The organism is Pseudoduganella sp. GW821-FHT05F09 (assembly GCF_059419605.1).
On record NZ_JBWKSD010000001.1, the window covers coordinates 1,090,367 to 1,116,897 of the forward strand.

22 protein-coding genes are annotated in these 26,531 nt (G+C 63.4%); 5 read left to right on the plus strand and 17 right to left on the minus strand.

The features are described 5' to 3' along the window. The first annotated feature begins 26 nt into the window (after nucleotides 1-26). The gene (locus AC07S4_RS04595) at nucleotides 27-1,706 is read left to right on the plus strand and encodes an FAD-dependent oxidoreductase (protein WP_494985469.1); all 1,680 of its coding nucleotides are present in this window, start codon (nucleotides 27-29) and stop codon (nucleotides 1,704-1,706) included. Between the two features lie 4 nt (nucleotides 1,707-1,710). On the opposite strand, the gene AC07S4_RS04600 is transcribed toward AC07S4_RS04595, so the two are convergent. The 3 genes from AC07S4_RS04600 to AC07S4_RS04610 are packed head-to-tail and all read right to left on the minus strand — an operon-like array spanning nucleotide 1,711 to nucleotide 3,498. Next, nucleotides 1,711-2,463, minus strand: coding sequence for an SDR family NAD(P)-dependent oxidoreductase (locus AC07S4_RS04600; protein WP_494985470.1), 753 nt, complete (start codon nucleotides 2,461-2,463; stop codon nucleotides 1,711-1,713). Nucleotides 2,464-2,480: 17 nt separating this feature from the next. Beyond that, nucleotides 2,481-2,843: a MerR family transcriptional regulator gene (locus AC07S4_RS04605; RefSeq protein WP_494985471.1), complete on the minus strand. Its 363-nt coding sequence runs from the start codon at nucleotides 2,841-2,843 to the stop codon at nucleotides 2,481-2,483. 52 nt (nucleotides 2,844-2,895) lie between these two features. After that, nucleotides 2,896-3,498 carry a flavodoxin family protein gene (locus AC07S4_RS04610; RefSeq protein ID WP_494985472.1) on the minus strand — a complete coding sequence of 201 codons (603 nt, stop codon included), beginning with the start codon at nucleotides 3,496-3,498 and terminating at the stop codon, nucleotides 2,896-2,898. 161 nt (nucleotides 3,499-3,659) lie between these two features. On the opposite strand from AC07S4_RS04610, the gene AC07S4_RS04615 reads away from it, so the two are divergent. The 3 genes from AC07S4_RS04615 (at nucleotide 3,660) to AC07S4_RS04625 (ending at nucleotide 5,534) form a co-directional block, all read left to right on the plus strand. After that, nucleotides 3,660-4,214: a hypothetical protein gene (locus tag AC07S4_RS04615; protein ID WP_494985473.1), complete on the plus strand. Its 555-nt coding sequence runs from the start codon at nucleotides 3,660-3,662 to the stop codon at nucleotides 4,212-4,214. Next, a complete protein-coding gene (locus AC07S4_RS04620; protein WP_494985474.1) occupies nucleotides 4,211-4,717 on the plus strand; it encodes a DUF4123 domain-containing protein in 507 nt (168 codons plus the stop codon). Before AC07S4_RS04615 ends, AC07S4_RS04620 begins: the two co-directional genes overlap by 4 nt. Nucleotides 4,718-4,781: 64 nt before the next feature. After that, complete coding sequence (locus AC07S4_RS04625; protein ID WP_494985475.1) at nucleotides 4,782-5,534, plus strand: DNA-binding protein; 753 nt, start codon at nucleotides 4,782-4,784, stop codon at nucleotides 5,532-5,534. A gap of 63 nt (nucleotides 5,535-5,597) precedes the next feature. Here the strand turns inward: AC07S4_RS04625 and AC07S4_RS04630 are convergent, their stop codons facing one another. From AC07S4_RS04630 to AC07S4_RS04690, 13 genes are all read right to left on the minus strand, one after another. Further along, the gene (locus AC07S4_RS04630; protein WP_494985476.1) at nucleotides 5,598-8,834 is read right to left on the minus strand and encodes a di-heme oxidoredictase family protein; all 3,237 of its coding nucleotides are present in this window, start codon (nucleotides 8,832-8,834) and stop codon (nucleotides 5,598-5,600) included. 189 nt (nucleotides 8,835-9,023) lie between these two features. Then, nucleotides 9,024-10,292 (minus strand): family 8 glycosyl hydrolase, encoded by a 1,269-nt coding sequence (locus AC07S4_RS04635; RefSeq protein WP_494985477.1) that lies wholly within the window; start codon nucleotides 10,290-10,292, stop codon nucleotides 9,024-9,026. 75 nt (nucleotides 10,293-10,367) lie between these two features. Next, nucleotides 10,368-10,937 (minus strand): TetR/AcrR family transcriptional regulator, encoded by a 570-nt coding sequence (locus tag AC07S4_RS04640; RefSeq protein WP_494985478.1) that lies wholly within the window; start codon nucleotides 10,935-10,937, stop codon nucleotides 10,368-10,370. A 109-nt stretch (nucleotides 10,938-11,046) separates the two neighbouring features. Then, nucleotides 11,047-12,027: an alpha/beta fold hydrolase gene (locus AC07S4_RS04645; protein ID WP_494985479.1), complete on the minus strand. Its 981-nt coding sequence runs from the start codon at nucleotides 12,025-12,027 to the stop codon at nucleotides 11,047-11,049. Between the two features lie 145 nt (nucleotides 12,028-12,172). Then, nucleotides 12,173-13,306, minus strand: coding sequence for a TMAO reductase system periplasmic protein TorT (gene torT, locus AC07S4_RS04650; protein WP_494985480.1), 1,134 nt, complete (start codon nucleotides 13,304-13,306; stop codon nucleotides 12,173-12,175). Nucleotides 13,307-13,416: 110 nt separating this feature from the next. Beyond that, nucleotides 13,417-14,499, minus strand: a complete 1,083-nt coding sequence (locus tag AC07S4_RS04655) for a DMT family transporter (protein ID WP_494985481.1) — start codon at nucleotides 14,497-14,499, stop codon at nucleotides 13,417-13,419. Continuing rightward, entirely contained in the window at nucleotides 14,496-17,561 is a 3,066-nt protein-coding gene (locus tag AC07S4_RS04660) for a ligand-binding sensor domain-containing protein (protein WP_494985482.1), read from the minus strand. Before AC07S4_RS04660 ends, AC07S4_RS04655 begins: the two co-directional genes overlap by 4 nt. Nucleotides 17,562-17,640: 79 nt before the next feature. Continuing rightward, nucleotides 17,641-18,276 carry a pyridoxamine 5'-phosphate oxidase family protein gene (locus AC07S4_RS04665; protein WP_494985483.1) on the minus strand — a complete coding sequence of 212 codons (636 nt, stop codon included), beginning with the start codon at nucleotides 18,274-18,276 and terminating at the stop codon, nucleotides 17,641-17,643. Nucleotides 18,277-18,285: 9 nt separating this feature from the next. Next, the gene (locus AC07S4_RS04670) at nucleotides 18,286-18,966 is read right to left on the minus strand and encodes an isochorismatase family protein (RefSeq protein WP_494985484.1); all 681 of its coding nucleotides are present in this window, start codon (nucleotides 18,964-18,966) and stop codon (nucleotides 18,286-18,288) included. A 10-nt stretch (nucleotides 18,967-18,976) separates the two neighbouring features. Then, complete coding sequence (locus AC07S4_RS04675) at nucleotides 18,977-19,876, minus strand: alpha/beta fold hydrolase (protein ID WP_494985485.1); 900 nt, start codon at nucleotides 19,874-19,876, stop codon at nucleotides 18,977-18,979. A 1-nt stretch (nucleotide 19,877) separates the two neighbouring features. Continuing rightward, entirely contained in the window at nucleotides 19,878-20,558 is a 681-nt protein-coding gene (locus tag AC07S4_RS04680) for an alpha/beta fold hydrolase (RefSeq protein ID WP_494985486.1), read from the minus strand. A gap of 50 nt (nucleotides 20,559-20,608) precedes the next feature. Further along, the gene (locus AC07S4_RS04685) at nucleotides 20,609-21,589 is read right to left on the minus strand and encodes an alpha/beta fold hydrolase (RefSeq protein WP_494985487.1); all 981 of its coding nucleotides are present in this window, start codon (nucleotides 21,587-21,589) and stop codon (nucleotides 20,609-20,611) included. 215 nt (nucleotides 21,590-21,804) lie between these two features. Beyond that, on the minus strand, nucleotides 21,805-22,449 hold the full coding sequence (locus tag AC07S4_RS04690) for a response regulator (protein WP_494985488.1): 645 nt from the start codon (nucleotides 22,447-22,449) through the stop codon (nucleotides 21,805-21,807). Nucleotides 22,450-22,775: 326 nt separating this feature from the next. On the opposite strand from AC07S4_RS04690, the gene AC07S4_RS04695 reads away from it, so the two are divergent. Next, nucleotides 22,776-24,308 (plus strand): alpha-L-fucosidase, encoded by a 1,533-nt coding sequence (locus AC07S4_RS04695; RefSeq protein WP_494985489.1) that lies wholly within the window; start codon nucleotides 22,776-22,778, stop codon nucleotides 24,306-24,308. On the opposite strand, the gene AC07S4_RS04700 is transcribed toward AC07S4_RS04695, so the two are convergent. Next, nucleotides 24,305-26,509, minus strand: a complete 2,205-nt coding sequence (locus AC07S4_RS04700) for an OsmC domain/YcaO domain-containing protein (protein ID WP_494985490.1) — start codon at nucleotides 26,507-26,509, stop codon at nucleotides 24,305-24,307. The two genes, AC07S4_RS04695 and AC07S4_RS04700, sit on opposite strands and share 4 nt — an antisense overlap. Nucleotides 26,510-26,531: the final 22 nt, after the last annotated feature.

Here is a 26,531-nt window from a genome sequence, read left to right on the forward strand (position 1 = left end):
ACTGCGGCGTTCACCAGGAGAATGCCATGTCCGCCTCGCCGTTTGATCAGCCGCCGCTGCCAACCCCGGAGCTGGAGCGGCGCCGGCACCAGGTCTTCCCGGTGCTGAGCGAGGCGGATATCCGCCACGTGGGACGCTACGGCGAGGAGCGCCGCTACGGCAACGGCGAGGTGCTGTTCGAGGCCGGCAAGCCCACCCCGGGCATCATGTTCCTGCTGGAAGGCAGCATCGCTGTCTACCGCCACAACGGCTTCGATACCTGCGCCAGGATCTCCACCCTGCATCCCGGCCAGTTCAGTGGCGAGGTGGGCGAGCTGTCCTGCCGTCCCGCCATGGCCAACGGCATCGCCGTCGGCTCGGTGCGGGTGCTGCTGCTGCCGGCCGAGGGGCTGCGCGCCCTGCTGGTGGCGAGCACGGACCTGAGTGAACGCATAATCCGCGCCCTGATCCTGCGCACGGTGGCGCTGCTGGAACAGAATTCCGGCGGTCCGGTCATCATTGCGCCGCGCGGCCACGGCCGCGTGCACACGCTGGAGAGTTTTTTAACCGCCAACGCCCATCCCTACACCGTGCTCGATCCGGACACCGATCCGCGCGCCGTTGCGCTGGTGGCCGAGCACCAGCCTGCGGCGGAAGAATGGCCCTTGGTTGTGTGTCCGGGCGTGGGGCTGAAAAAGAATCCGTCCATCGTGGAGCTGGGACGCTGCATCGGCATGCTGCGGCCGCTCAGCGAAGAGAAAGTGTGGGATGTGATCGTGGTCGGCGCAGGGCCGGCGGGCCTGGCCACGGCGGTGTACGCCGCGTCGGAAGGCCTGTCGGTGCTGGCGCTGGAAACGCGCGCCTACGGCGGCCAGGCCGGCGCCAGCGCGCGCATTGAAAACTATCTGGGCTTCCCTACCGGCATCTCGGGCGGCGCACTGACCGGCCGCGCCTACGTGCAGGCGGAGAAATTCGGCGTGGAGATCGCCATTCCCGCGCCGGCGGGGCGTCTGGACTGCGCCAGCCATCCCTTGCAGGTGGAGATGTGCGGCAGCCTGCAACTGCTGAAGGCGCGCGCCGTGGTGCTGTCCTGCGGCGCCCGCTACCGGCGCCCCTCGCTGGCCAATCTGAAGCAGTTCGAAGGCAAGGGCGTGTATTACTGGGCCTCGCCGGTTGAAGCGCAGCTGTGCAAGTCGGAGGAAGTGGTGCTGGTCGGCGGCGGCAATTCGGCCGGGCAGGCGGCCGTATTCCTGGCGGGCCACGCCGTCAAGGTGCACATCCTGATACGCAAGGGCAGCCTGGCGTCCACCATGTCCAGCTACCTGATCGGGCGTATCGAAGCCACACCCAATATCGAGCTGCACACGCATTCGGAAATCATTGCGCTGGAAGGCGGCGACGACGGCTTGAAGCAGGTGCGGATACGTAATTCGCGCAGCGGGGAGGAGTTCGACTGCGACACCTGCCGCGTATTCCTGTTCATCGGCGCGGACCCCAACACGGGATGGCTGAACGGCTGCGGCGTGGAAGTGGACAGCCACGGCTTCATCCGCACCGGGTTCAATGCCGCGCTGCCCTTGCAGACCAGCGTGCCCGGCGTGTTTGCGATAGGCGACGTGCGCGCCGGCTCAACCAAGCGGGTAGCGGCGGCGGTGGGGGAGGGCGCCGCCGTTGTGGCGCAGATCCACCAGTTCCTGGCCGATCCGGCGGCGCCGCCCGTGGGCTAGCCGCTCAGCTCGCGTCCAGGCCGCCGTCGACGGTCAGCACCTGGGCCGTGATCCAGGCGGCGTCGGGCGCGGCCAGCGCCACGATCCACGGCGCCACGTCTTCCGGAACGCCGCGCCGGCCCAGTGGAATGCGGGCGGCTTCCTCCGCCTTCACATGTGCCACCTGTTCGGGCGTGAGCTTCATCCGTTCGGTGAGGAATTCGGTTTCGGTCGGTCCGGCGGCCACCGCGTTCACGCGCACGCCGGCCGGCGCCAGCTCCAGCGCCCAGCAGCGCGTCATGTGCTCCAGCGCCGCCTTGCTGGCCGCGTAATGCGACAGGCCCGGCGCGGCCTTGTGGCCGAAAGTGCTGGACACGTTGACGATGGCGCCGCGCGCTGCCGTCAGGTGCGGCAGCGCCGCCGTCGCCAGCAAGGATGGGCCGATCACGTTGACCGCGAAGATCTCGCGCACGCGCTCGGCGCCGGCTTCGGCCAGCGGCAGGATGGCGCCCGCGCCGGCGTTATTCACCAGCACGTCCAGCCGCCCCCAGCGCGCTATGACGGTTTGCACCGTCTGCGCCGCGTCCTCGGCACTGCCGGCGTCGGCTACCACGTAGCCTATGCGCGGATTTTCATCGGCCAGCGCCTGCAGCGCCGCCTCGCGCCGGCCGGTGACGACGACGCGCGCCCCTTGCGCCGCGAACTGGCGCGCCGCGGCGCGGCCTATGCCTGCGCCGCCGCCTGTGATCAGTACTACTTTGTCGGTAAATTGATGCATTGCCTTGTCCTTGAAAGTTAAGAAGTAAGAGGGGCGAACATCTGCGCCATGCGCTCCGCCAGGCGCTCGCGCCGCTCGCCCAGCACGGCGAGCAGGGCATCCAGCTCACGCAGCTTTTCGCGGTGCTGCGCCAGGCCCGCCTCGCACTGGCCGGCATCGGCCCACTCCTGCGCGTAGCAGTGCATGAAGCCCTGGATCTGGCGCGTGCTGAAGCCGCAATCGAGCAAGTCGCGCACCCAGCGCACCTTGTCCGCGACGTCCGGTCCATAGTCCCGATAGCCGTTCGGCAGGCGGCGCGACTGGATCAGCCCTTGTGATTCATAGTGCCGCAGCAGGCGCACGGTCGTGCCGGCCGTGCGCGCGAGTTCACCTATCCGCATCGCTCCGTTCCCCCCTTTCAGCCATTGTCATTCATTGACACTAGTGGCATTGTCAAGCAGCCAGCACGGCGCGTCCGGCCGCCATCTGGCGCGCAGCCAGCGCCACGCGCGCGCCCAGGTGGGCGGAAGTTTTCAAGTCTGCCGGGGTAGCGCCTTGTTCCGCGCCCACGTCCGCGTCGGACTGCGCGGCGGCGCCGATGAAGAAGCCGTGGCGGTTCAGGGTGTCTTCGCTGCTGGTGGATGTGTTGTGGCCCGTGTGCAGGCCGAGGTTGATCCAGTTCATGCCATGCTGCGCAGCGAAGATGGCCAATTGCTGCAGCGTCGCCAGCTTGTCGCCCGCGCGCCCGGCCGCGTTGGTGAAGCCGGCCGCCAGCTTGTCCTTCCATTTACTGGCCAGGAAGGCGCGGCTCGAGCTGGCGTCCATGAACATCTTGAACTGGCCGGACGCGCTGCCCATGTAGGTGGGGCAGCCGAAGATAATGGCGTCCACCTGTTCCAGCGCTTCCCAGTATTGGTCTGCCTGCTCGACGCTGATCAGCAGCGTCTCCGCGCCCGCCGAGGCGGCGCCTTGCGCCACCGCCTCGGCGTGCTTTGCGGTGTGGCCGTAGCCGCTGTGATAGACGACTGCAACGCGGACGGATGTTGTTTTGGACATGATATATTCCTATTCAGAGCCTGGCTGGCGCCCGGTGCGCCGCCTTCATACCTGTAAGACGTGGCACGGCCCGCTTTTGTGACAGGCCGGATACATTTGGATAGAATTGCCGGGTACAAAAGATGAAAGAATGACACCATGCCCATTTTGCCCATCCTGCCATGAACGTTTGCCTATCAGACCATCCTGACCGGCTGGAACTCAGCATCTTCCGGGCACGCGGCGCCTTTGGCACCGTGGCGCACGGCAGCGCGCAGGAGGTGTACCGCTACATCAAGGCGCGCACCAGCCGGATAGGCGCCACCGGCGAGCTGCGCGAGCTGCTCGCCAAGCAGGGCGCGGGCAATCTGCGTACCGACGACGACGTGCTGCGCGAGGCGGCCTCGCAAGTGATGCTGGGACGGCTGTTCCTGCTGCTGGGCGACCAGCGGCCCGCAATGAGCCCCGGCGCGGGCATCGCCGAACCGCCCGAGGCGCCGCCTCCGCCGCCCAAGCGGCCCGGCATGTCGCCGCCTCCGCCTTTGCCGCCACCGCGCAAGCCCGCCGTGACGGAGGCGCCGGCGCCGGAACCTGAAATTACCGCAGCCCTGGCGCAGGACGTGCAGGCGGCGGCACTGGAGCAGGCGGCCCAGGACGGCACGCCGTTTTGCGAAGTGTGCGCCAAGGCCGCTGCGGAAGCAGAGCAGGTCGAATCCGAATCCGAGGGCCAGGCTTGACCGCCGCGCTGGATTCGGTGGTGGCGCAGCTGTGGCCCAAGGGCGACAGCCTGACGGCGCCGCAAGTGCACATGCTGGTGGACGGCGCGCGCGACGCGGCCATTGCGCCGCTGATCCGCTACGGCAAGCTGGATTTCGACTGCCTGTTCGCCGAACCGCTGACGCCGCGCCTGCGCGCCGCCGCGCCTTACCTGGTGCATCTGGCCGCTGCCTCCGCGCAGTCGCGCGAGATGCTGCGCCGCTGTGCCGGCGAGCACTGGGGCATCCTGGTCTCCGCGCCATCGCACGTCACCACGCGCCAGCTGCGGCTGCATTTCAAGAAGCTGCTGTGGGTGCACGACGAGCAGGGCCGTAAATTGAACTTCCGCTTCTACGATCCCCGTGTCCTGAGCATATTCCTGCCCACCTGCACGCAGGAAGAGCGGAACATCTTTTTCGGGCCTGCCGAGGAGCTGTATTGCCTTGAGGGTGAAGAGCTGCGCCGCTACACGCGCCGCGCTTGATCTTGCGCGTCGCTGTAATGTATTATGTAATTACGTATTACATACCACGTTACAGGAGCGATGAATGGCAAGAACAGGGCTGGATAAATCGGATGTGCAACGCGCGCGCGACAGCCTGATCGCGCAATCGCAATACCCTTCCGTGGACGCCGTGCGCATCGCGCTGGGGAATACCGGCTCGAAATCCACCATACACAAATACCTCAAAGAGCTTGAGCAGGAGCAGGGCGCCCCGTCCAGCCCGCATTCCGTCAGCGAGGCCTTGCAGGATCTGGTGGCGCGGCTGGCCGCGCGCCTGCATGAGGAGGCGGACGAGCGTATCGCCGCCAGGGCAAAGGAATACGAGGAGCTCCGGGCCGGGCTGGAAAAAGAGCTGGAGCAGGTGCGTGGGGAAGCCGCCGCCTTGCGTGTCCGCCTGGGCGAGGAATCCACGGCCCACGAGAAGGCGCGCGCGCAGTTGCAGCTGGAAACGATGGGCCGGCACAAGGCGGAACAGCAAGTGGAGCATTTGACCGAACGGCGCGAGCACGTGCAGGCGGAATTACGCAAAGCCCAGCAGGCGCTGGTGCTCAAGCAGGAAGACGCCGCGCGTTTGAGCCAGGAAGCGGCGAAGTCGGCCGCCGAGCTTGCCCACGCCAGGCTGGCCGTGTACGACGCGCAAAGGCAGACGCGCCAGCATGAGGCCAAGCTGGAACAGATGCGTGAAATGGAACTCGAATTGGCGCGCGCCAAGTCGGCGATGGAAGCGCAGTCGGGCATGCTGGCCGAACTGCGGGGCATGATGGACAACCAGCGGGCCGCGCCGCGCAAGCGTTGAAGCAGCCGCAGCGGCGCTGGGGTTGGCGGGTTACGCGCTTCGCGCTAACCCGCCACGCATGCGTCACAGGGACTTCAAGAACGCCAGCAGCGCCTCCCGGTCCGTCTGCGACAGGTTCTCAAACCTGCCCCGCGCCTTCTCCGCCTCGCCGCCGTGCCACATGATGGCCTCGGTGAGGTTGCGTGCACGTCCATCGTGCAGGTATCCGGCTTTCGCGCCGCCGCCCATCACCTTGTCCGTGTAGCCGATGCCCCACAGCGGCGCGGTGCGCCACATGCTGCCCTTGGCCTGGCCTTCAAGCACTTTGTCCGCCAGCCCCGCGCCCATATCGTGCAGCAGCAGGTCGGTATAAGGACGGATAGTCTGATTGCGCAGTTCCGCGAACAAGTGGCCGTTGCCGGTCTTCATCTCCACCGTATGGCAGGCCGCGCAGCGCATGGTCTGGAACAGCTTCGAACCGAGGCTGACCTGCTGCGCGTCCACCCGGTGCTCGTCCAACGGCGCAACGCCTTGCGGGAAGCCGCTCGGCAAGCTGCGCTGGGCGGGAACGGCCACCAGCGCCAGGTAGCGCGAGATGGACTGCAGGTCCGCTTCCGAAATGCCCTTCTGCGCAGGAGCCGTTGCGCAGCCCGCCGGGTCCGTATTGCAGGAGCGGTTGGGGTAGACCGGCGACGTTACCGCCATATCCTGCAGCAGCGCTGCCGCAGCCTGGTGCCGCAGCGTAGCCTTGGACGCCTTCCAGCCGAAGCGGCCCAGGCGCACCGCGCCGGATTCCGGATCGAACACCCAGTTCGGCACGCCTTTCACGCCATCGGCGTCCGGCGTGGTGCCGGCGCGCGACAGGATGTCCACCTCGGGCACCGCTTCCAGCAAGCCCGTGCCTATCATCGGCTGAGCCGAGCGCAGGGAGTAGGATTCCGGCACCGCGCCTTCGAACGCCAGCAAAGGCTTGCGCAGTTCGACCGCCGTGCCGTCGGCCAGCTTGGCGCTGCGGGTTTCGAAGCCGGACACGCGCACGCCGGTGCCCCAGTTCTGCGGCGCACCGCTGGCGGAGATGGCGTTCATCTGCACCGCGCTGCCGTATTGCGGATGCGGCAACTGCTGGCCCGCCGCGTTGGTGACGGCGACGCGCACGGACATGGTGTCGAGCAGCTGGTTGGCGGCCAGCGGCGCCGGGCTGCGGCCATTGTTGACGTGGCAGCCGATACAGGCCGACTGGTTAAAGCGCTGCCCCTGCAAGCCAACAGCCGCCGTGTAGCGGTCGTTCCCCGGCTCGTTGTGGTCGCCGGTGGTGAAGTTGGTGTGCACCAGGCGGCGCCCTTCAACAAAGCGCTGTACGTTCTGCATACCGATGTTGTTGTGCGGCTGCTGGAACATGAACAGGCCGTTGTCCGAGTAGTTGTAGGACACCGAACCGTCGCCGCCGGACAGCGTTTCCGCCGGCAGCGGCACCGAGTTCAGGCGCGGCTGCACGCCGTACCACGGACGCAAGCCGGTGCCGACCACGTAGATCCATTCCGCCGAATAGTAGCGCACGCCGCCGTTGTCGCCCTTGGACTGCATGGACTCGGTGGTGCTGAACATCGAAGGCGACACTTCGATCACGTCGCCCAGCACCAGCGGACGGGCAGGGATGTCCTTGCCGTTCGGGAAGCCCTTGGCGTCCAGCGCGGTCATGCCGGGATAGTTCTTGACCTGGATGGTGCAGCCGCCGTTGATGCCGTTGGCGTTCGTCAGGCGGTTGTTGGCCGGGTAGGCGATGGGCTTGCAGATGTCGATATTGTCGTTGACCAGCTGGCCGGGCGCCATCCAGCCGTAGCCGGTAACGCCGGGCCGGTCGATGGCGCGGAAGAAGGCCACGCCGCCCTTCAGGAAGTCGACCGTGGTGTACTGGTTCACCGTCAGCGTAGGCTTGGTCACGCCGGCCACGCGGCTGTTGTCGATCACCTCCACGCCCCAGGTGCGGTTCTTGAAGTACTGCGGCACGAAGGTCAGGTAGTTGCCCGGGCCTTTGTCGACCGCGAGGCCGGTGACCGGGTCCACCGTTTCGTTCGGGCCGTAGCCGATCTCGTTCCATTCCTCGCCGCGCTCGCGGCCGTGGCGGGCCAGGCCGCGCGCGCCGAAGCGGGTGACCAGGGTGCCGTCCGGCAGCGTGAACTGCAGCGATTCGATGGGTTCGGCTGCGGCCGGCAGCGGCGTCCAGCCATTGCCGCTGGCCGGGAATTTCAGGGCCGAGGTGACGGCGCTGCCCAGCGAGTTGTCGCTGCCCGGCGTCTTGAACTCTACTTCGAACAGCGAGTAGCCGTAGTTGGTGGCGCGCGCCACGCCCTGCAGGCGCACGAAGCGCGCATTGATGCCCAGGTTGAAGAATTCCTCGGTGCCGCCCTGGCCGTTGCCGACAAAGCGCGCCTGCGACCAGTTCTGGCCGTCGTCGGACACTTGCAGCGCGTATTGCTTGCCGTAGGCGTTTTCCCATTGCAGCTTCATGTAGCCGATCTGGGTCTTGGCGCCGAAGTCGAACTGTATCCAGGCGCCGTTGTCCGGCTTGCTGGCCCAGCGCGTGCCCAGTTTGCCGTCGATGGCCTGGGAAGCGGACAATCCGCCGTTTTCCGGCTCGGACGACGTGGCCGCAACCGGTTTGAGAATGACGCCAGGTTTAGTGGTGTCGATCGGACCAGGGTCCGGCTGGGGCTCGGGCTGTGGATCAGGCTCCTGCGGCGCCACGCTGCCGCCGGAAAATGCCTGGATCTCGAAGATGGAATAGCCGTAGTTGGTGCTGCGCTTCAGGCCCTGCATGCGCAGGTAGCGGCCCTGGCCGGTCAGGCCGGTCCAGTCTTCGCTGCCGCCCTGGCTGGCGTCCACGGTCTTGATGGTGGTCCAGGTGGCGCCGTCTTCCGACGTTTGCAGCAGATACTGCGTGGCGTGGGCGTTTTCCCAATCGATGTGGACGCGGTTGATGGCGACGGACTTGCCGTAGTCCAGCGTCAGCGACTGGTCGTCCGAGAAAGCGCTGCTCCAGCGGGTGCTGGCGCTGTGGTCTATGGCGGCGGCGCCGCCCAGGTCGCCGCGCTCGGCGGACGTGGCGACGGCGCTCAGCGGCGCCAGTTCCACTTCCGGCGACGCGGCGGCCATGGCCATGCCGCGCAATGCGGGGCCGCCTTGCTTGGCCAGCGCGGCGCTGTCGCTGCTGCTGCCGCCGCAAGCGGCCAGCAGCAAGGTAAGGGCGAGAGGTAGCCCTTGGATTGAAAGTTGTTGTAATCGCCCTGAGGTCGTTCGACGTCGATGCGGCATCTTGTGCATGCTACCTCCCTTTGCTTTGTGACATGAGTTCAAGTATTAATGACAACCATCATATTAACTTGCCAAGAAAAAGCCGCGTCTTGTGCGGCTTTCCTGGGTTGGATGAGCTACCTACTTTTTCCGTATGGCAACTTTCGGTAACATAACTTGTGTCATTTCACATGTCAAGCGTAACATTTTGCATTGTTTTTAATACGCCTTGAAATTTCCGGAGACGTGCAGCATGCCCAGGAATTGCAGCAGACCGTTGTAATAGCGCCATTTCCCCTTGGGCGGTTTGAGTTCCCACAGGTCGGCGATAAAGCGCCCCGGGACCGGGCCGTCCAGCGCCAGCGTGGCAACCGCGTTGCACGAGATCAGGCCCGGCGAGCCTTCGCGGTCTATGACCGTGCCGTCCACGCTGTACAGCGAAGGGTAGGGAAGCTGATCCTGGCGCGAGAAGAAGTCCAGCAAGCGGCCGCTGAGCGCGGACGCGCCCGGGTTCTTGCCCCACCAAGCCTGGTCCACCGACCAGTTGGCCGCAGTCCTGAAGGCGTCATACCGGAAGTCGCCATGGCCTTCAAGGTGGCGGGGGCGGCCGTCGAATTCCGCGTAGTCGGGCGTCAGCGCGGTTTTGGGATGGCTGGAGGTTTCAAAGTAGCGGCGGCTGGTTTCCGCAATGTGCGCCCATTGCTTGCGGTCGCGTTCCTGTCCGCCCTGCCACCCGGCCGCGCGGCGCGCCCACAGTTCGTAAAAGGCGGGCAGGTGATACGACGGATCGCTGAAATCTGCCGCGTCGCCGACGGGTACGAACACCACCTGCTGGTGCTTGGGCGAGAACATCGAGCGCGCGCCTTCCACCACGCCGCCGTTCATGTCTTCCTTGTGCAGCATGACGTCGAGGATGGCGTTGGCCTGGCCGGAATATTTGTAGATGCCCGTGCCGTCGCCCCAGCGGCTGGCCGCCATCAGCAAGGCGGTGGCCATGTATTCCTCGCCGTCGGAGGCCGGTACGGCGTCCTGGTCGCAGCCTGCGGTTTTGCACTGCCAGCGGAAATAGCCGCGCCGTGGACCGCTCTCGTAGCGCATATGCGTCGCCGCCCAGTTCCACAGCGCGTCGAAGGCTGCCTTTTTGTTCATCTGCACCGCGATCATCATGCCGTAGGACATGCCTTCGCTGCGCACATCCTGGTTGCCGACGTCCAGAATGTAAGCGGAAGCGCCGTTCGCCGTGGCCGACGCCGGGTAGTAGACGCGGCTGTCCTCGTCGCCCTCGAAAAGTGAACGCCAGTACTCGTCCAGCCTGGCATTGACCGCCTGCTCGGTCAGTTCCGGCCGCCATTCGCGGAACACGTTGCGATAGTGGCCGCTGATGGCGCTCGGGGCGCTGGCGGCAATCGCCGGCTGAATTGCTGGCTGCGCTCCCACATGCGCAGTCCACAGCAGCAAGGGAAGCAGCACGGCACTGATTGTTTTCATAGTTTGGTCTCCAGTTGGGTGCGCTGATGATAGCGCAACCATAGCCTGGAAATCCAGTCCGCCGTTCTGCCTGGGTCAGGCGGGCGGCAGCAAGCCCGCGCTGCGGTAGGAAGCCACGATATCGTCGAACACGTTGACGTCGGCGCAGCCGCGCGCCACCAGCTGGGCGCCCTCGACGGCGGCAAAGATTGCGTAGCCGCGCCGTTGCGCGGCCTTCATTTCCAGCTTCGGATCGGCAAGGCGGACCATGTGCGTCAGCCATTCCACCAGCGTGGCCGTGTAGCGCTCGATTTCCCTGCCTACTTGCGGCGCCAGCTGCGGACGCTCGGCGGCCAGGATGCCCCCCAGGCACATGCGGTTTTCGCGCAGCAGCGTGTTGCGGAACACCTCGATATAGCTGTTCACCGCCTTGGCCCAGTTTTGACTGGCGGCGTACTGCTCCTCCAGATGGGCGAGGAATTCGTCCGTGTACTGGTGCGCGAGCTGCGCGCCCAAGTCATCCTTGGTGGGGAAGTGGTAGTGGATGCTGGAGCTCTTGACGCCCACCGCCGCCGCCAGGTCGCGGAAGCTCAGGGAGTTGTATCCATGAGCCTGCACCATGGCGCGCGCCACGGTCATGATGGTGTCTTTGGTGCTTGTGGTCATGGTCTGCAGTTCCCCTGAAAGACGCGATTATAGCCTTGAGCACGCTGCGCTGACCATGACCACGGGACGCCGGAGCCGGCGTCCCGCCCGTTCCGCCTCCGGAAGCGGCTTAGGCTTGCAGGAAGGCCAGCAGATCGGCGTTGAGCTTGTCCTTTTCGGTCAGCAGCAGGCCGTGCGAACCGCCTTCGTAGATGGCCAGCCTGGCGTGTTTCACAATGGCTGCGGCTGGCTTGCCGGTCAGTTCGATGGGGCAGATCTGGTCGTCGCTGCCGTGGATGATCAGCACGGGCACGCTGATCTTGGCCAGATCGGGACGGAAGTCCGTTTCCGAGAAGGCGCCGATGGCGTGGTAGGCCGCCTGGATGCCGGTAGCCTGGCCTTGGCGCCAGTAGTCCTCCCGCACCGCTTCGGAGACCTTGGCGCCGGGACGGTTGAAGTTGTAGTAAGGCATAGTCACGTCTTTATTCCATTGGGACCGGTCGGCAAGCACGGCGGCGCGGAAGCCATCGAAGAATTCCTTGGGCACGCCGTTCGGATTGCTGTCCGTTTTCAGCAGGAAGGGAGTTACCGCCGCCACCAGCGCCAGCTTGGCCACGCGCTTCTGGCCGTGGCGGCCAATATAGCGCGCCACTTCGCCGCCGCCCATTGAATGGCCTACCAGCGTGATGTCCTTCAGGTCCAGCGCGTCGATCAGCGTTGCCATGTCATCGGCGAAGGTATCGAAATCGTAACCGTGGCCAGGCTGGCTCGAGCGGCCGAAGCCACGGCGGTCGTGCGCAATGACCCGATAGCCGCGCTGGGCCAGGAACAGCATCTGGTATTCCCAGGCGTCCGACGAGAGCGGATAGCCGTGGCTGAACATGACGACCGGACCGGTGCCCCAGTCCTTGTAGTACAACACCGTGCCATCCTTGGTGGTGACGGTATGCGAGCTTGTGCGCAAGGCGGACGCGGACGGTGCCGAAGGGGCGGCGGCTGCATTGCCGGCAATGGCGGCCAGCCCGGCGCCCGCAACAGCGCCGGCAACGCCGCTCAGCAGGTTGCGGCGGGAGGCGCCTGCCAGCGCTGTGTTTGGTGTAGTGTGCGACATGGGTGAATTCCTCTTTTTGAGAATCTATCGATAGATAGACTGATTGGGTAAAAAAATCGACGCGAACGTCATGGCACCGATAGCTGTAGTTATCTATCGGTAGATAGAGTATGTATCGTAAACAAGCACGAGTCAAGCCGGTGAATTAATTCGAGGAGGGATCGTAGGACAGGACGGCCTTGTAGCCTGCCGGCGCAATCGAGGTACTGAACGGATAATCCGCGAAGTTGGTGTAGTCCACCATGCCCAGCTTGACCAGGATGGTGTGAGGCGCATCCTTGCTGCGGCTCTCGAGATGATTGACGGCCGCATTGATAACCACCCGCGCCTGGCTGACGCCCTTGGTATCCACCGCAGCGGCAATTTCTTTCTTGCCTATCATTCTTGCGATATCGCCCGTCAGGTCGTAAGCCACGAGCCGGACCTTGTTCTGCAAACCGGCATTGACCAGCGGCTGGTACGCGGCGGGGGCACAGCCGGTGCAGCCCAGAATGTAGTCAAGCTTGGCGCCGTTCTTGGCCAGGATTTGTTCCGCCAGCTTGGTCTGGCCCTGGAAGTCGCTGTCGCCATAACGCACATCCAGGATATGGACTTTGATCGGCGCCTCCTCCGCTGCGATGCGCGTGCCGTCGACCTCGCCTTTCACCCAGCCTGCGCCGGCAGGACCGGGGAGGAGGGCGATGTTGATCGATTTCAGGCCGCGCTGCTGCGCGTCGCGTATGGCCCAGCGCGTCGCCTCCAGTCCCATGCCGCGCAGCGAGGTGGTGACTTTGATGCTCAGGTCGTCGCTGCGGCTGTCGTTCGCCAGCTGGAACACCGGTATGCCGGCGGCGCGCGCCTTGGCGATGGAATGGTTGTTGAAGGTCATGTTGATCGGCGAGATGACAATGGCGTCATAGCGCGCCGCGATGGCCTCGGTCATGTGGGTCAGCTGGCTGGACAAGTCATCATATCCGGCAGCGGCAATGACATCGACCGAGATGCCGAGCCGGCGGGCTTCGCTGATCACGCCGTAGTTGCAGCCGACCCAATAGGGGTCTTTCAGATGGGGAAAAAGGAAGGCGATGCGCCAGTGCCGGGTGGCCGGCGCGGCGGGAGTATAAGTGCCGGCGACCACCCGGCCGCTGGCCAGCGCGTCGTCGGCCGTGCCGTTGGCCTGCAGCGGACGGAAGATGGACTGTATCGGTATGGGCGCGAATTTGACTGGATCCGGCCACTTGTCCGCCCATGCCGCAGCCATAGTCAGCCCAAGTGCGCCCGAGACAGCCAGTTTCCGCATCAAGTAGTTCTCCAACGTGCTTCCAGTCAGACCAGGAAGTGGCCGATTTCATTTGCAGTATAACACTGCATGTTTCCTGATCTACCAGAGAAATCCGCCAAGCCTTCGCTCTAATGCGAGTGCTGGTGGTGGATATCCGGGTAGTGTTTGTGCGCGTGCCGCAGCTGCCCGTGGCGATGCGGGTGCACATGGGGTTCCTTGCCATCCCAAGCGAAGCCGTGTTCGTGCTGATGGTGGGCGTCGTGGCTGTGGGCATGGGTATGGTCCATGGCCTCGTGTTCATGCTCGTGCTCGTGGCTTTCGGTCAGATGCAGCCAGATGCCAGCGCCCATCAGCAGTGCGGCCGCCCAGAACAATGGCCCCGGATGCTCGCCAGGCAGCGCCAGTGAAATCGTGGCGCCCACGAAGGGCGCAGCGGAGAAATAAGCGCCGGTGCGCGCCGTTCCAAGGTGCCGCAAAGCGAGAACGAACATGACCAGGCTCAAGCCGTAACCGCAGAATCCGACCGCGGCAGCGCCAAGCATGATGGCCGGGGCAGGTAAGTGCATACCCAGTGCGGCGGCGATGGCGAGATTGACGGCGCCCGCCACCAGTCCCTTGACGCAGGCAATTTGCACCGCGTCGCTAGCCGATACCTTCCTGGTCAGGTTGTTGTCGATTCCCCAGCACAGGCAGGCGCCCACGATGGCGAGCGCACCCAGCGGGACGCCCGCTGCGGTCGCCTGGTCCCAGGACAGCAGCGCGCCAGCCGCCACGATCAGCATCATGCCGATGAAGATGCGGCGGTCGAAGTTCTCCTTGAAGACGAACCAGGCGAGCAGCGACGTCAGCACGCCCTCCATATTCAGCAGCAGCGAGGCAGATGAGGCCGGCGTGCTGCCGAGCCCGAGCATCAACAGCACCGGGCCGGCCACGCCGCCGGCCAGGATCGCGCCGCCCAGCCATGGCCAGTCCGCGCGCGTCAGTCCAGCCACTTCGGTGTTGCCTTTGCTTGCGAGCAGCCCCCTGAGCAGGTACAACGCAAGAAGACCCAGGCCGCTGCCGAGGTAGAGCATGCCTGCGAGGGCTACGGGCGCGACGTGGCCGACCAGGGACTTGGCAAACGGCGTGCTGGCGCCAAACAGGGCGGCAGCCAGCAGCGCGTAGATGACGCCTTGGGGGATTCCGGCGTGGGAGGTGGGGTGATGGCTCATGGGCTAAGTTCCTGATTAAGGCGCTTTCTGCGAAAAAATCCGCTATCCCGGCTAATGCTCGCTAGCGTCACCACCACGCTGGTGCCAACGCCGGTCGTGCTGTGGATCGCGAGCTTGGCGTTGATTTTCTTAGCCCTCTCCCGCATGCCGGCTATGCCCCAATGCCAATCACGCTGCCCCGTTTGACGCACAGTGTCATCCAGCCCCTTGCCGTGATCACACACCTCCAGCGTCAGACTGTTAGCGCCATATCGTATGTTGACGGTCACCGACGGGCTTCCGGAATGCTTCAGCGCATTGCTGATTCCCTCCTTGGCGATGGCGAACAGCTCTTCCTGCACGTCTGCCTGCAGCTGGCAGCGTGTACCTTCTTCGTTCAAAGAGAAAGCGACACCATAGAGAGCGGCGGCATTGCTGCCCACTGATTTCAGGGCTGAAGCCAGGTCGCCTTGGCGAAGATGATTCACGCGCAGATCCATCAGTTGCACCCTGCCTTCTTCCGCTGCCGCGTCCGCGGCATCAAGCGCCTCGTCGATCTTTTTCTGAACCGCGTCGTCTTTCGGCAACTCGGCCTTGATACTCTGGAAGCGAAGGCTCAGGCCGTGCACGCTTTGCAGGAAGGTGTCGTGCAGGGTGCGGGCAATGCGTTCCCGCTCCTCAATGCGCGTGCGTATGCGCTCGATCACGCGCGCCGTCATCTGTTCCAGCCGTCGCAGGTATAGCAAATAGACGCCAGCGGCAAGCATCGCCAAACATAGCAGCTTGAACCACATGGTCTCGTAAAATGCTGGCGCAATCTGAAAGCTCAGGCTGGCAGGGGCATCGCTCCAGACACCGTCTTCGTTGGCAGCCATGACTTCAAAGCGGTAATCGCCCGGGCCAAGATTCGTATAAAAGGTTTGACGCAAGCCGCCCGCGTCGCGCCATTCATGGTCTTGGCCTATCAGTCGGGTGCGGAAGCGCGCCCGTTCCGGAATCGACAATACAGCGGCGGTAAAATCGATATGCAGGTTGTGGGTATGCTGTGGGAGCTGAAGGCCGTTGCTGGCGCGGTATCGCTGAGAGGGAGTGCTAAGCCCGGTGATGAGCGGCGTTGGCGCCACCAGATTGCGGGTGATGCGGCGCGGATCGATGAAACCGACACTGCTGGAGGTGGCGTACCACAGCCGGCCATCATTCGACTCGACCAGTGTATTCAGCGGACGCAGCTGTGGTCCGGCGCCAGCATAACCGTCCAGATGATCGAAGCGTTCGACAGCCGCACGGCCAGTGCCGCTGCGGACAGCGGCCAGCTGTGGGGCGCTGATACGGACCAGTCCCTTGGAGCAATGCATCCACAGCTCGCCTTGCGCCGTCTCGACAATCCCGGAAACACCGGAAAACGGGCGCCCGGCATCGTCGTTGACAGCGATAAAGCGCCCCTGATGAAAACGCGCCAGGCCTTGATCTCCACCAACCCACAGTGTGCCGCGTCGACTGTACATCGCAAGCACGTTGCCGACCGCCAGTCCGTCACCGGAGCCGAACTGCTGGACTTTATCATGCAGCAGCATTGCCATTCTATTGCCGGTGTAGCCGAGCCAGAGCCGATCCTGTTCGTCGGCGTGAAGCGACAATGGGGTACGGTCGGCCAGCTCAGCGTGGCCGCCGCCTGCCACCCAGGCGCCATCACTGAAAGTGTGCACCCCGCGGCGCGCAATCGACACCCACAGCAGACCATCAGCAGCGACCGCGAGGGCTTGCGTCGCTTGATTCTTCAACTCCGCCGGCCGCAGCCAGCGGCGCACCTTGCCGTTGCGCCGGGACCATATGTAGTGAGGATCACCGAACCACAGGGTGCCATCCGCCGCGCGCGCGCCGGCGGTGGCAGACTCCATGTCGCTGGCGATGCGCCGGCCATCGGGCGCGATGGCGAATGTCGGGGGAGAGATCGGATCCTTGGAGGAGTGGCTGCTGATCCACACTTCGCCGTCCGGTCCGGGCATGATGCTGAAATCCGTGCTGTCGACAGGCATGTCCTGCACTGACAAACGTGTTTCCCGTATGCGGTCAACGCCATTCTCGGTGATGAACCACAGATTGCCTTCACGGTCGTTAACCGGCGCCCGATAGATGCGCACAGCGCTGAAGTCGTGGGGCGCCAGAAATTGCTTCTTCAGTTGCAGGTCCGGGGTGTACAAGCGCATGCCGTCCCCCTGGCCTATCCACCATGCGTTACGGTTGTCGCGATGAACGCTGTACGGCATGCCACCGTTTGTGGGTAGCTTCTGCGGCATCAGGCTTTCGGTCGCGGGGTCATACACGCGTAGCGGCTCGCCAAATTTGAAGATATTCAGTTTGCCATCAGCCTGAACCTGGCTGGGCTGCATGCTGCCAAAGTCACCTACGCGGCGGAAGCGATGCGTACCGAGGACGTTGCGATACAGGCCGGCGACGTGCGTGACCATGAGCCCGCCATCTTGAAGCACGTTGAGGGTGGATTGATCGCCTCGCGGCAAACCATCAGCCGGCAAAACTTGCCGCCACCGTTGGCCATCCAGCCAATATATGCCGGCAGAACTGGAAAACCACATCATGCCGTCGCCAGTCCTCCCGAACTGCGAGATCGCGCTTGGCGGCACGCCCTCCGCCTCCCGGTAATGCCGCACGGCGCCATGATCAAAGACCGAGATGCCACCATGTTCGTAGCCCACCCATAGCGCGTCGTCGAACAAGGCCAGCGAATACACATTGGGGGAGAGCAATTGATGACCGGCGATATTGTCCACGCGTTCGAACCGCACGCCATCAAAGCGGAACAGACCGTCGACTGCACCAAACCACAGCATGCCAGTGCGGTCCTGCACCATGGCTTTGGCATCGGACGGTGCCCCGTCGCGGTCGATCCAGGCCTGGTGCGACAGGGCCGATCGCCAAAAAGGCGCAGGCTCAGCTGCCGATATGGCGGGTGCATGAAATACGCCAAGTCCACCCAACGTACCGACCAGGACTAGCCACGGTTTATGCAAACAGAAAACAATATAGCCGGTGCAGCGTGCAATAAATGCATAGTTCAATGGCAAAGATCGCGTCCTTTCATGCAATTATAAAAATGATTATAGCTACATTTTTGATAATGAATGAAAGCAGGTGGTTGCGGTCCTATCCCGGTGGCGCGTCCCGCAGGCCAAATCTCGCCTGCAATGCAGTGTTCTCCCGTTCCAACTGCGCAATGCGCTCACGGAGCGGTTGAGTCACGGCGGCAATCTGCGCTTCGGTGTAACGCCTGGTAATGTGCTGGGGGCAGTTCCAATCGAATGCCTGCAGCCGCAATCTGAACAGCCGTTCCGGCTTCGCCCCGTAACCCTTGTCCAGTACGCGTTCTGTCAATTGCGGTTCCGCATCGAGCGCCAGCGTTTCCGCGTGGACGTAGATTTTCAGGCGTGCACGCCGGGGATAGTCGACCAAGATTATGCAGGCACGGTCATGGGCTTTGACATTCCCCGTGCTGATGTATTGCCGGTTGCCCCGGTAATCGGCGAAGGCCAGGGTCTGGTTGTCGATCATCTTCAAGAAACCGGGAGGGCCGCCGCGGTGCTGGACGTAAGGCCAGCCGGTTTCCGAGACCGATGCCAGATACAAGGTATCCTGCTGCGCGATGAACCCGGCCTCCTGCTCGCTGAAGCGGTCGAAGTCGCGGTGCCCTTCGAAATCCGCCCAGAGGTGATCCGCGCCCATCTCGGCCTGCGCAGCACGCACCGCCGGCGTGCGCGCGATATCCATGAATCCGTATGCCATGGCAGCTCCCTAACTATTGTCTCTGGCGGCTTGCTGCGCGCGAGCGTAGCTCTCCATCACGGCCGCGTAATTGGGCGCGGCCAGCGCATACAACTGCGCCAGGTCGGCCGCCTCGGGACGCGCCCAGGTACGATGCATTTCCGACAGCAGGGCGTTGGTACTGGTTGGCTTGACGCCGCCCTGGACGAAGCGGGCCAGCGAGACGCGGGAGGCTATCTCGCTGGGGTCGCCGGAAGCATCGATGACGGCGTACACATCGTAGCCCGCAGCGACGGCGTCGAGCGCGGGAAACATCACGCAGACACTGGTCCATACGCCCGCCATCACCAGCGTCTTGCGGCCGGTTGAGCGGACCTGCTCGACGAAGTCTTCATTGTCCCAGGCGTTAACTTCGCCCTTGCGCGGTACGTAGACGGCGTGCGGCGCCAGCTCGTGGATCTCCGGCATCAGCGGGCCGTTGCTGCCTGCGGGCTCTGAAGCGGTGGTGATGACCGGGATCTTCAGCAAGGTGCACAGCCGGGCTATCATTGCCACGTTGCGCCGCAAGTCGGCCACCGGGATATCCTTGACGGTCTGGAACAGGCCGGACTGATGGTCGAGCAGCAGCACCAGCGTATCGGCGGGATCGAGCAGGCGTGCGCCGCCGCCAGTGGCCCGCACGCTGGTTTTCTCGGTTGAAGTAGTTTGCATGTAACTCTCCTTAGTTGGGTAAGTGCCTGTGTAAGTGCCGTCCGAGGAATTGGCGGATAAGCGGTACCATCTCGTCCGCCTTGTCTTCCAGGGCGAAATGCCCGGTTTCGAGGCGATGCAGTTCCGCCTGCGGCAAATCGCGCCGGAAGGCTTGCGCACCTTCCGGCAGAAAGATGGGATCGTTGATTCCCCATAAAATCAGCGCGGGCGGTTGAAAGTTCCGGAAGTAGTCGTGGAACGCGGGATACATGGCGACGTTGGTCCGGTAGTCGTACATGATGGCGAACTGGATCTCATCGTTACCTGGACGGTCAAGGAAAAACTGGTCATGTATCCAGGCCGCTGGATCGATGCGCGCCACGTCCTGCACCCCCTCGACGTACTGGAAGCGGGTGGCCGCCAGCTTCAGGAAGGGCCGCATGGCGTCGCGATTCGCCGCGCTGTTGTCAGCCCACAGCGCACGCGTCGTGGCCCAGAAATCCCCCATGCCGGCCTCATACGCGTTGCCGTTCTGTATCACCAGCGCCGACACGCGTTCGGGATGCAGGAGCGCCAGCCGAAAGCCGACCGGCGCACCGTAATCCATCACGTACAGGGCGTAATGCCCGGCACCCAGCTGCGCCAACAGTTGATCGATAATGTCCGCGAAGACTGCGAAGCTGTACGGGAAATCCGCCGCCGACGGCATGTCCGACAGGCCGAAGCCTGGCAGATCCGGCGCAATCACGCGATATTGGTCGGCCAGCGCCGGTATCAGGCGACGGAACATGTGCGACGAGCTGGGGAAGCCATGCAGCAGGACCACGACCGGCGCATCGGCAGCCCCGGCTTCACGGTAAAAGACCGTGAGGCCGCCGACCTTGTGCGAGCGGTGGTAGGTCACGGGAGGGAAGGCCGGGGAGGCGCTCATATCAGGCCTTCGGCCTGGTGGCGCACTCGATGAACGCCGCCACCTCGCTTGGCCGCGCCAGCATCACCGCGTGACTGCTCTCCAGCTCCACCACCCGGGCACCGGCCCTGTCGGCCATCCTGCGCTGTGCGCTGGGCGGTATCATCAGGTCATCCGTGGCGATCAGATAATGGACCGGCTTGTTGCGCCACGCGGCAAGCGTCACTTGTCCGGTGGCGGCGCCGAGTCCCCATGGCACTTGCGAGGCCGCCATGAAGCGCGTGCGCTCCACACCGACGTCCGCGCCGAAGGCCGCTGGAAAGCGCGCGGGGTCTACCATCAGGAAGCCATCCTGCGGCGCCAGCACCGGCGCCGTGGCCTCGCCAGCCTCGACCGTATGCTGGTTCAGCGACGCCACCGACTCGCCCACGTCCGGGACGAACGCCGCGAGATACACCAGCGCCAACACGCGCGGATGGGCGCCGGCCTGGGTGATGACGGCGCCACCGTAACTATGGCCAACCAGCACCACCGGGTGGCGCGCCTGAGCGATGACGCGCTCGGTCGCGGCCACGTCGCCTTCCAGTGTGATCGTCGGGTTTTGCACCACCAGCACCTCGTAGCCCCGCGCCGAAAGAATCGCGTGGACCGCCTGCCAGCCGGAGCCATCGACGAAAGCGCCGTGCACCAGCACGATCGACACGGGGGCCGCCGGCGTTACGCCGGGCGAAGAATTAATCGGGCCGCCCTGGCTCATTTCGCATCCTTGCAAAGCTTGCGGTCGAGGAAATTGTGGATCAGCGGCGCCATCACGTGCAGCTGGTCTTCCAGTGCAAAGTGGCCACTGTCGAGAATGTGCATTTCAGCTGCGGGCAAGTCGCGCAAGTAGGGATGGGCGCCCGCTTCCGGGAATATCTTGTCGTTCTTGCCCCAGACGATCAGGGTCGGCGGCTTGCGCGCACGGAAGAAGGCCTGGAAGTCCGGATACAGCGGCAGGTTGGTGCCATAGTCGAGGAACAGGTCGAGCTGGATCTCGCGGTTGCCGGGCCGGTCCAGCAAGGCCTGGTCCACCATCCAGTTGTCGGGGCTGATACGGGAGACATCGCTCATGCCGTCGGTGTACTGGAACTTGGTGATCGGCAGCGTCACCAGGTTAGCGATCGCCTCGCGGTGGGTCTGGGAGCCATCGGCCCAGTAAGCCTTGATCGGATCCCAGAATGCGCCCAGGCCCTCGACATAGGCATTGCCATTCTGGACGACCAGCGTCTGCACGCGCTCGGGATGCTTGATCGCCATCCGGTAGCCGACCGGCGCGCCGTAGTCCATCATATACATGCTGTATTTCTTGACGCCGAGTGCCACGGTGAGCTTATCGGTCACATCCGCCAGGTTGGCGAAGGTGTATTTGAACTTTGAGCGGTCGGGTGAGTCGCTTTGGCCAAATCCGGGAAAGTCCGGCGCGATCACGTGGTAGCGGTCCGCCAGCAGCGGGATCAGGTTGCGGAACATGTGCGATGACGTCGGGAAGCCATGCAGCAACAGCAGCACCGGTGCGCCGGCCGGCCCGGCTTCACGGTAGAACACATTGATACCGTCGATATTTGCCTTCTTGTAGTGAATCACGGGCACCGCCCGCGCAGCCGTCACCGGCGCAACTTTTGGGCAGGCGTCCTGTGCAAATGCCGGGTTGCCCGATACCAGGCAAACAAGGGCCAACAAGCTGAGTTTGTTCATGATTTCTCCAAAGTAGGGTGGGGGAGTCGTGCGCGAAAGCAGGCAGGGATGCCGCTTTCAGATAACCAGCTTGCCTGATTTAATTGCCGCCGGACCGAGCCGGGGAAAAGAATGCGCCGCGTTTCCCCCCCGAAAAGGGGGGCCTTCGGCGCCGGGCGCGCAGCTCTACCTCGTTTGAGATAGCACCGCCCACCGCGTTGTGCAGAGGGACGCGGTCAGAGGCTGAGGATGCCCCGTTCCAGGGCGATCATCACCGCATGCGCCCGGTCGCGCGCATCCAGTTTAAAAAGGATGCTACTCATGTGGCCCTTGACCGTTTCGGCGGATAAGCCCAGCGCCGCGGCAATCATGGGATTGGAGTTGCCACGTGCCACCAGCTTGATCACATCGACTTCGCGCGAAGTGATTGCATTGCCGCCGCGCGCGCCGATCAGCGCGTACTCCAGCGGCTGCGGAATGCAACGCCCGCCACGGTGGACGAGACGTAGCGTTTCAAGCAGGTTTTTGCGCACCGTGCTCTTGTAGATGACGCCGACCGCGCCGGCCTTGATGGCGCGTGTCGCATGCATGTCGCCGTCCAGCGTGGTCAGCACGACGATGCGCGCGGCCGGAAATTCAGCGCGGATGGCTGAAATGACTTCGATGCCGCCCATGTCAGGCATTTGCAAATCCATTAGCGTGACAGCAGGGCGCAACTGGCGATACATTGCGATCGCGTCGGCGCCGCTGCCGGCTTGGCCGACCAGATAAAGATCTGGTTCGGCGTTGATGACGCTGGCGATACCCTGTTGAAACAGCGGGTGGTCGTCAACGGTCAGGATCGAGATCGGCAGCGGATGGATGGGAGTGGTCGGGGTCAAGGTAGAGGTATTTAGTTGATTCTAAAAACAGCCTACAACAGGCCTGGTTTTGTTTCAATCTCTCGAATTGCCTATACTGGCCGCTTGTTGACCGCGCCAGCCGGATAGTCGATGGCTGCGCCCAAAGACGCGAGCCCCGAACATGCTATTTGACATAATATAGATTATGCGAATATCAGGGGCGGCGTGTGCAGTGGGTTATGCCGCTTGGAATCAATGCTGACTTCCGGATTTTCATCGCATTTTTGTTGTCCGCAATAGCAACCGCAGGCCAATTGCGTGATAACGTTAACACTCCATTTCACCTTAACCAAACCAAAGAACCCATGGACTTTTCCCAACGCCTACGGCTGTGGGCCGCCTTGCTTTGCTGCGGGCTGACTGCCGCCAACTCCGTCCACGCACAGATCACCGACGCCAAAGCCCAGCATGGCGCGATCGGCGTCGTTGAAAACTTCAGTCCGGCCCCGCACACCAGCCATCCCGATGCGCAATGGTTCGGACAAGCCGGCTTCGGCCTGTTCCTGCACTGGGGCGTCAGCAGCGTGTTCGATGCGCGCGGCCAGCGCGTCGGCGACTTGTCGTGGCCGATGATGGTCGGCGCCTGGAAGAACAAACAGTTCAACGATCCCAAGGACCAGGAACGCATCATTCGCGAAGCCGACTGGAACTTCGACGGCAAGCCGCCTGTCATTACCCCAAACGCCTATTGGGCTGCGGCCAAAGACTTCAATCCGGACAGATACGACCCGGACAAATGGGTGGCGGCAGCCAAGGCGGCCGGGTTCACGTATGTCGTCCTGACCACCCGCCATCACGAAGGCTTTGCGCTCTGGCCCAGTGCCTATGGCAATTTCAACACTAAAAACTACATGGGCGGACGCGATCTGGTGCGGCCGTTCGTCGAGGCCTGCCGGAAGTACGGCCTGAAAGTCGGCCTGTATTACTCTCCCCCGGACTGGTATTTCGATCGCGAGTTTACCAATTTCATGTACTACGGCACCGCCCGGCTGAATCCCTGGCTTCCAGAGCTCGATGCGGACCTCAAGCCGCGCAAGACAGTGAAAACCAAGGAAGAGAAAGCCAGGCATCTGGTGGAATACAACGCCCTGGTCAAAGGCCAGGTCGAGGAATTGCTCACGCGCTACGGCAAGATCGACATGCTCTGGTTCGATGGCGCGATTCCTGCGCCCGAGGGCGATGCGCCACGCCTGACGCAGGCACGCGTGCGCGAACTCCAGCCCGGCATCGTGCTCTCGCCGCGCTACTTCAAGGATGGCGACTTCGTCACCTTCGAAGGCCCGGTGCTGAAAACCAGCCAGATTGCGCGCAAACATTGGGCCGAATGGTGCACAACCTGGACCCAAGGATGGGCCTATAACGACGCGCCGTTCTACGCCAACGGCTTCGAGCTGGGCAAACTTGCGCTTGCCCGGTCGCTCAACATCAATTTCCTGATCGGCGTAGGCCCCGACGCCCGTGGCGAACTGCATCCCGAGGCATATAGGAGCATGGCCGAGGTCGCTGGCTGGATGAAGGTGAACCGCGCAGCCGTGCAGGCCGCAGCCCTGCCGGAAGGCGAACAGGCCAATGTTCCCGCCACCGCAGTCGGCAAGCAGCGCTTCCTGTTCGCCGTGCCTGAGTTCAAAAAGGAGGAACGCGCGCTAGATTCCGACCTGATCCCGCCGGTGGACAAGGACCTGGTACTGGACGGCCTGGCCGCAGCGCCGCTCACAGCGGTGCTGCTGGGCGACGGCAAACCGGTGGAGGCCGTGTTCAAGAACGGCAAGCTCACCGTGCATCTGCCCGCAACCCGCCGCAGCAAACTGCCGGACGTGGTTGCGGTGCAGCTGCCTTAGCGCGATGCCGCCGCCGCTTTGGCGCGGGCGGCGTGCAGCTTTTTGTAGCTGTCGATCAGGCGCTCGTGGCGCTCCAGGCCTTCCAGCTTCATGCTGGTTGGCGTGAGGCCATAGAAGCGCACGCTGCCGTCCACCGAGCCCAGCACCGCGTCCATGCGCTCGTTGCCGTACATGCGGCGGAAATTGACCTCGTAGTCTTCCAGCTCCAGGTCGTCATCCAGCTCGACTTCCAGCACCACATTGAGCGCCTGGTAGAACAACCTGCGCTCCACCGTGTTGTCGTTGTACTGCAGGAAGGCTTCCACCAGCTCCTGCGCTTCCTCGAACTGCTGCAATGCCAGATGGATCAGCAGCTTCAGCTCCATGGTGGTCAGCTGGCCCCAGACCGTGTTTTCGTCGAATTCGATGCCGATCAGCGTCGCGATGTCGCCGTACTCGTCCAGTTCGCTGTTCTCCAGGCGGTCCAGCAGCGCTTCCAGGCTGGTGTCGTCCAGGCGGTGCAGGTTCAAGATATCGGAACGGAACAGCAGGGCCTTGTTGGTGTTGTCCCAGATCAGGTCTTCCACCGGGTAGATTTCCGAATAGCCCGGCACCAGGATGCGGCACGCCGTGGCGCCCAGATTGTCGTACACCGCCATGTAGGCTTCTTTACCCATGTCCTTGAGGATGCCGAACAAGGTGGCGGCTTCTTCGGCATTCGAATTCTCGCCCTGGCCGGAGAAATCCCATTCCACGAAGTCATAGTCGGCTTTGGCGCTGAAGAAGCGCCACGATACGATGCCGCTGGAATCGATGAAGTGTTCCACAAAGTTGTTCGGCTCGGTCACGGCATTGCTGGCAAAGGTGGGCCGTGGCAGGTCGTTCAGGCCCTCGAAGCTGCGGCCTTGCAGCAATTCCGTCAAGCTGCGTTCCAGCGCCACTTCCAGGCTTGGATGCGCGCCGAAGGAGGCAAACACGCCGCCCGTGCGCGGGTTCATCAAGGTGACGCACATGACCGGGTAGGTTCCGCCCAGCGACGCGTCCTTCACCAGCACAGGGAAGCCCTGTTCTTCCAGGCCGCGTATGCCGGCCAGTATGCCGGGGTATTTCGCCAGCACTTCCTGCGGCACGTCCGGCAGCGCGATTTCGCCTTCCAGGATCTCGCGCTTTACCGCGCGTTCGAAAATCTCGGACAGGCATTGCACCTGCGCTTCGACCAGCGTATTGCCGGCGCTCATGCCATTGCTGACGAACAGATTCTCGACCAGATTGGACGGGAAATAGACTTCCTTACCGTCGGAAATACGCACATACGGCAGCGAACAAATGCCGCGCTCCGCGTTGCCGGAATTGGTGTCGATCAGATGCGAACCGCGCAGTTCGCCGTCCGGGTTGTAGATCTCCAGGCTGTATTCATCCAGGATTTCAGGCGGCAGCGCATCTTTGCGGCCAGGCTTGAACCAGCGCTCGTTGGGGTAATGCACAAACTCCGCGTTGGCGATGTCTTCGCCCCAGAACGAGCCGGCGTAGAAGTGATTGTTGTTCAGCCGCTCGATGTATTCGCCCAAGGCGGACGCCAAAGCGCTTTCCTTGGTCGCGCCTTTGCCGTTGGTGAAGCACATTGGCGAATGCGCGTCGCGGATATGCAGCGACCACACATTGGGAATGATATTGCGCCACGAAGCGATCTCGATCTTGATGCCCAGGCCGGCCAGCACCGACGACATATTGGCAATGGTCTGCTCCAGCGGCAGATCCTTGCCCAGGATATAGGTGCTGGCGTCGGTATCGGGCTTCAGCGTCAGCAAAGCCTGGGCGTCGGCGTCCAGATTCTCGACTTCTTCAATAATGAATTCGGGGCCTTGCTGCACCACTTTTTTCACGGTGCAGCGGTCGATGGAGCGCAAAATGCCCTGGCGGTCCTTGGCGGAAATATCCGCCGGCAGTTCGACCTGGATCTTGAAAATCTGCTGGTAACGGTTTTCCGGATCAACGATATTGTTCTGCGACAGGCGGATATTTTCAGTCGAAATATTGCGGGTATCGCAATACAGCTTTACGAAATAGGCGGCGCACAGGGCCGACGAAGCCAGGAAATAGTCGAACGGACCAGGTGCGGAGCCATCGCCTTTGTAGCGGATGGGCTGGTCGGCCACCACCGTGAAGTCATCGAATTTGGCTTCCAGGCGTAGCTTATCGAGAAAGTTGACCTTAATTTCCATGGGGGAGTTCCGTAGTGTTCTG

Coding starts and splice junctions, on each gene's coding strand:
- AC07S4_RS04630 (WP_494985476.1), bottom strand. CDS start 8,834: ATGCACAAGATGCCGCATCGACGTCGAACGACCTCAGGGCGATTACAA.
- AC07S4_RS04605 (WP_494985471.1), bottom strand. CDS start 2,843: ATGCGGATAGGTGAACTCGCGCGCACGGCCGGCACGACCGTGCGCCTG.
- AC07S4_RS04640 (WP_494985478.1), bottom strand. CDS start 10,937: ATGACCACAAGCACCAAAGACACCATCATGACCGTGGCGCGCGCCATG.
- AC07S4_RS04665 (WP_494985483.1), bottom strand. CDS start 18,276: ATGGCATACGGATTCATGGATATCGCGCGCACGCCGGCGGTGCGTGCT.
- AC07S4_RS04600 (WP_494985470.1), bottom strand. CDS start 2,463: ATGCATCAATTTACCGACAAAGTAGTACTGATCACAGGCGGCGGCGCA.
- AC07S4_RS04670 (WP_494985484.1), bottom strand. CDS start 18,966: ATGCAAACTACTTCAACCGAGAAAACCAGCGTGCGGGCCACTGGCGGC.
- AC07S4_RS04695 (WP_494985489.1), top strand. CDS start 22,776: ATGGACTTTTCCCAACGCCTACGGCTGTGGGCCGCCTTGCTTTGCTGC.
- AC07S4_RS04685 (WP_494985487.1), bottom strand. CDS start 21,589: ATGAACAAACTCAGCTTGTTGGCCCTTGTTTGCCTGGTATCGGGCAAC.
- AC07S4_RS04625 (WP_494985475.1), top strand. CDS start 4,782: ATGGCAAGAACAGGGCTGGATAAATCGGATGTGCAACGCGCGCGCGAC.
- AC07S4_RS04645 (WP_494985479.1), bottom strand. CDS start 12,027: ATGTCGCACACTACACCAAACACAGCGCTGGCAGGCGCCTCCCGCCGC.
- AC07S4_RS04655 (WP_494985481.1), bottom strand. CDS start 14,499: ATGAGCCATCACCCCACCTCCCACGCCGGAATCCCCCAAGGCGTCATC.
- AC07S4_RS04615 (WP_494985473.1), top strand. CDS start 3,660: ATGAACGTTTGCCTATCAGACCATCCTGACCGGCTGGAACTCAGCATC.
- torT (WP_494985480.1), bottom strand. CDS start 13,306: ATGCGGAAACTGGCTGTCTCGGGCGCACTTGGGCTGACTATGGCTGCG.
- AC07S4_RS04635 (WP_494985477.1), bottom strand. CDS start 10,292: ATGAAAACAATCAGTGCCGTGCTGCTTCCCTTGCTGCTGTGGACTGCG.
- AC07S4_RS04595 (WP_494985469.1), top strand. CDS start 27: ATGTCCGCCTCGCCGTTTGATCAGCCGCCGCTGCCAACCCCGGAGCTG.
- AC07S4_RS04610 (WP_494985472.1), bottom strand. CDS start 3,498: ATGTCCAAAACAACATCCGTCCGCGTTGCAGTCGTCTATCACAGCGGC.
- AC07S4_RS04700 (WP_494985490.1), bottom strand. CDS start 26,509: ATGGAAATTAAGGTCAACTTTCTCGATAAGCTACGCCTGGAAGCCAAA.
- AC07S4_RS04675 (WP_494985485.1), bottom strand. CDS start 19,876: ATGAGCGCCTCCCCGGCCTTCCCTCCCGTGACCTACCACCGCTCGCAC.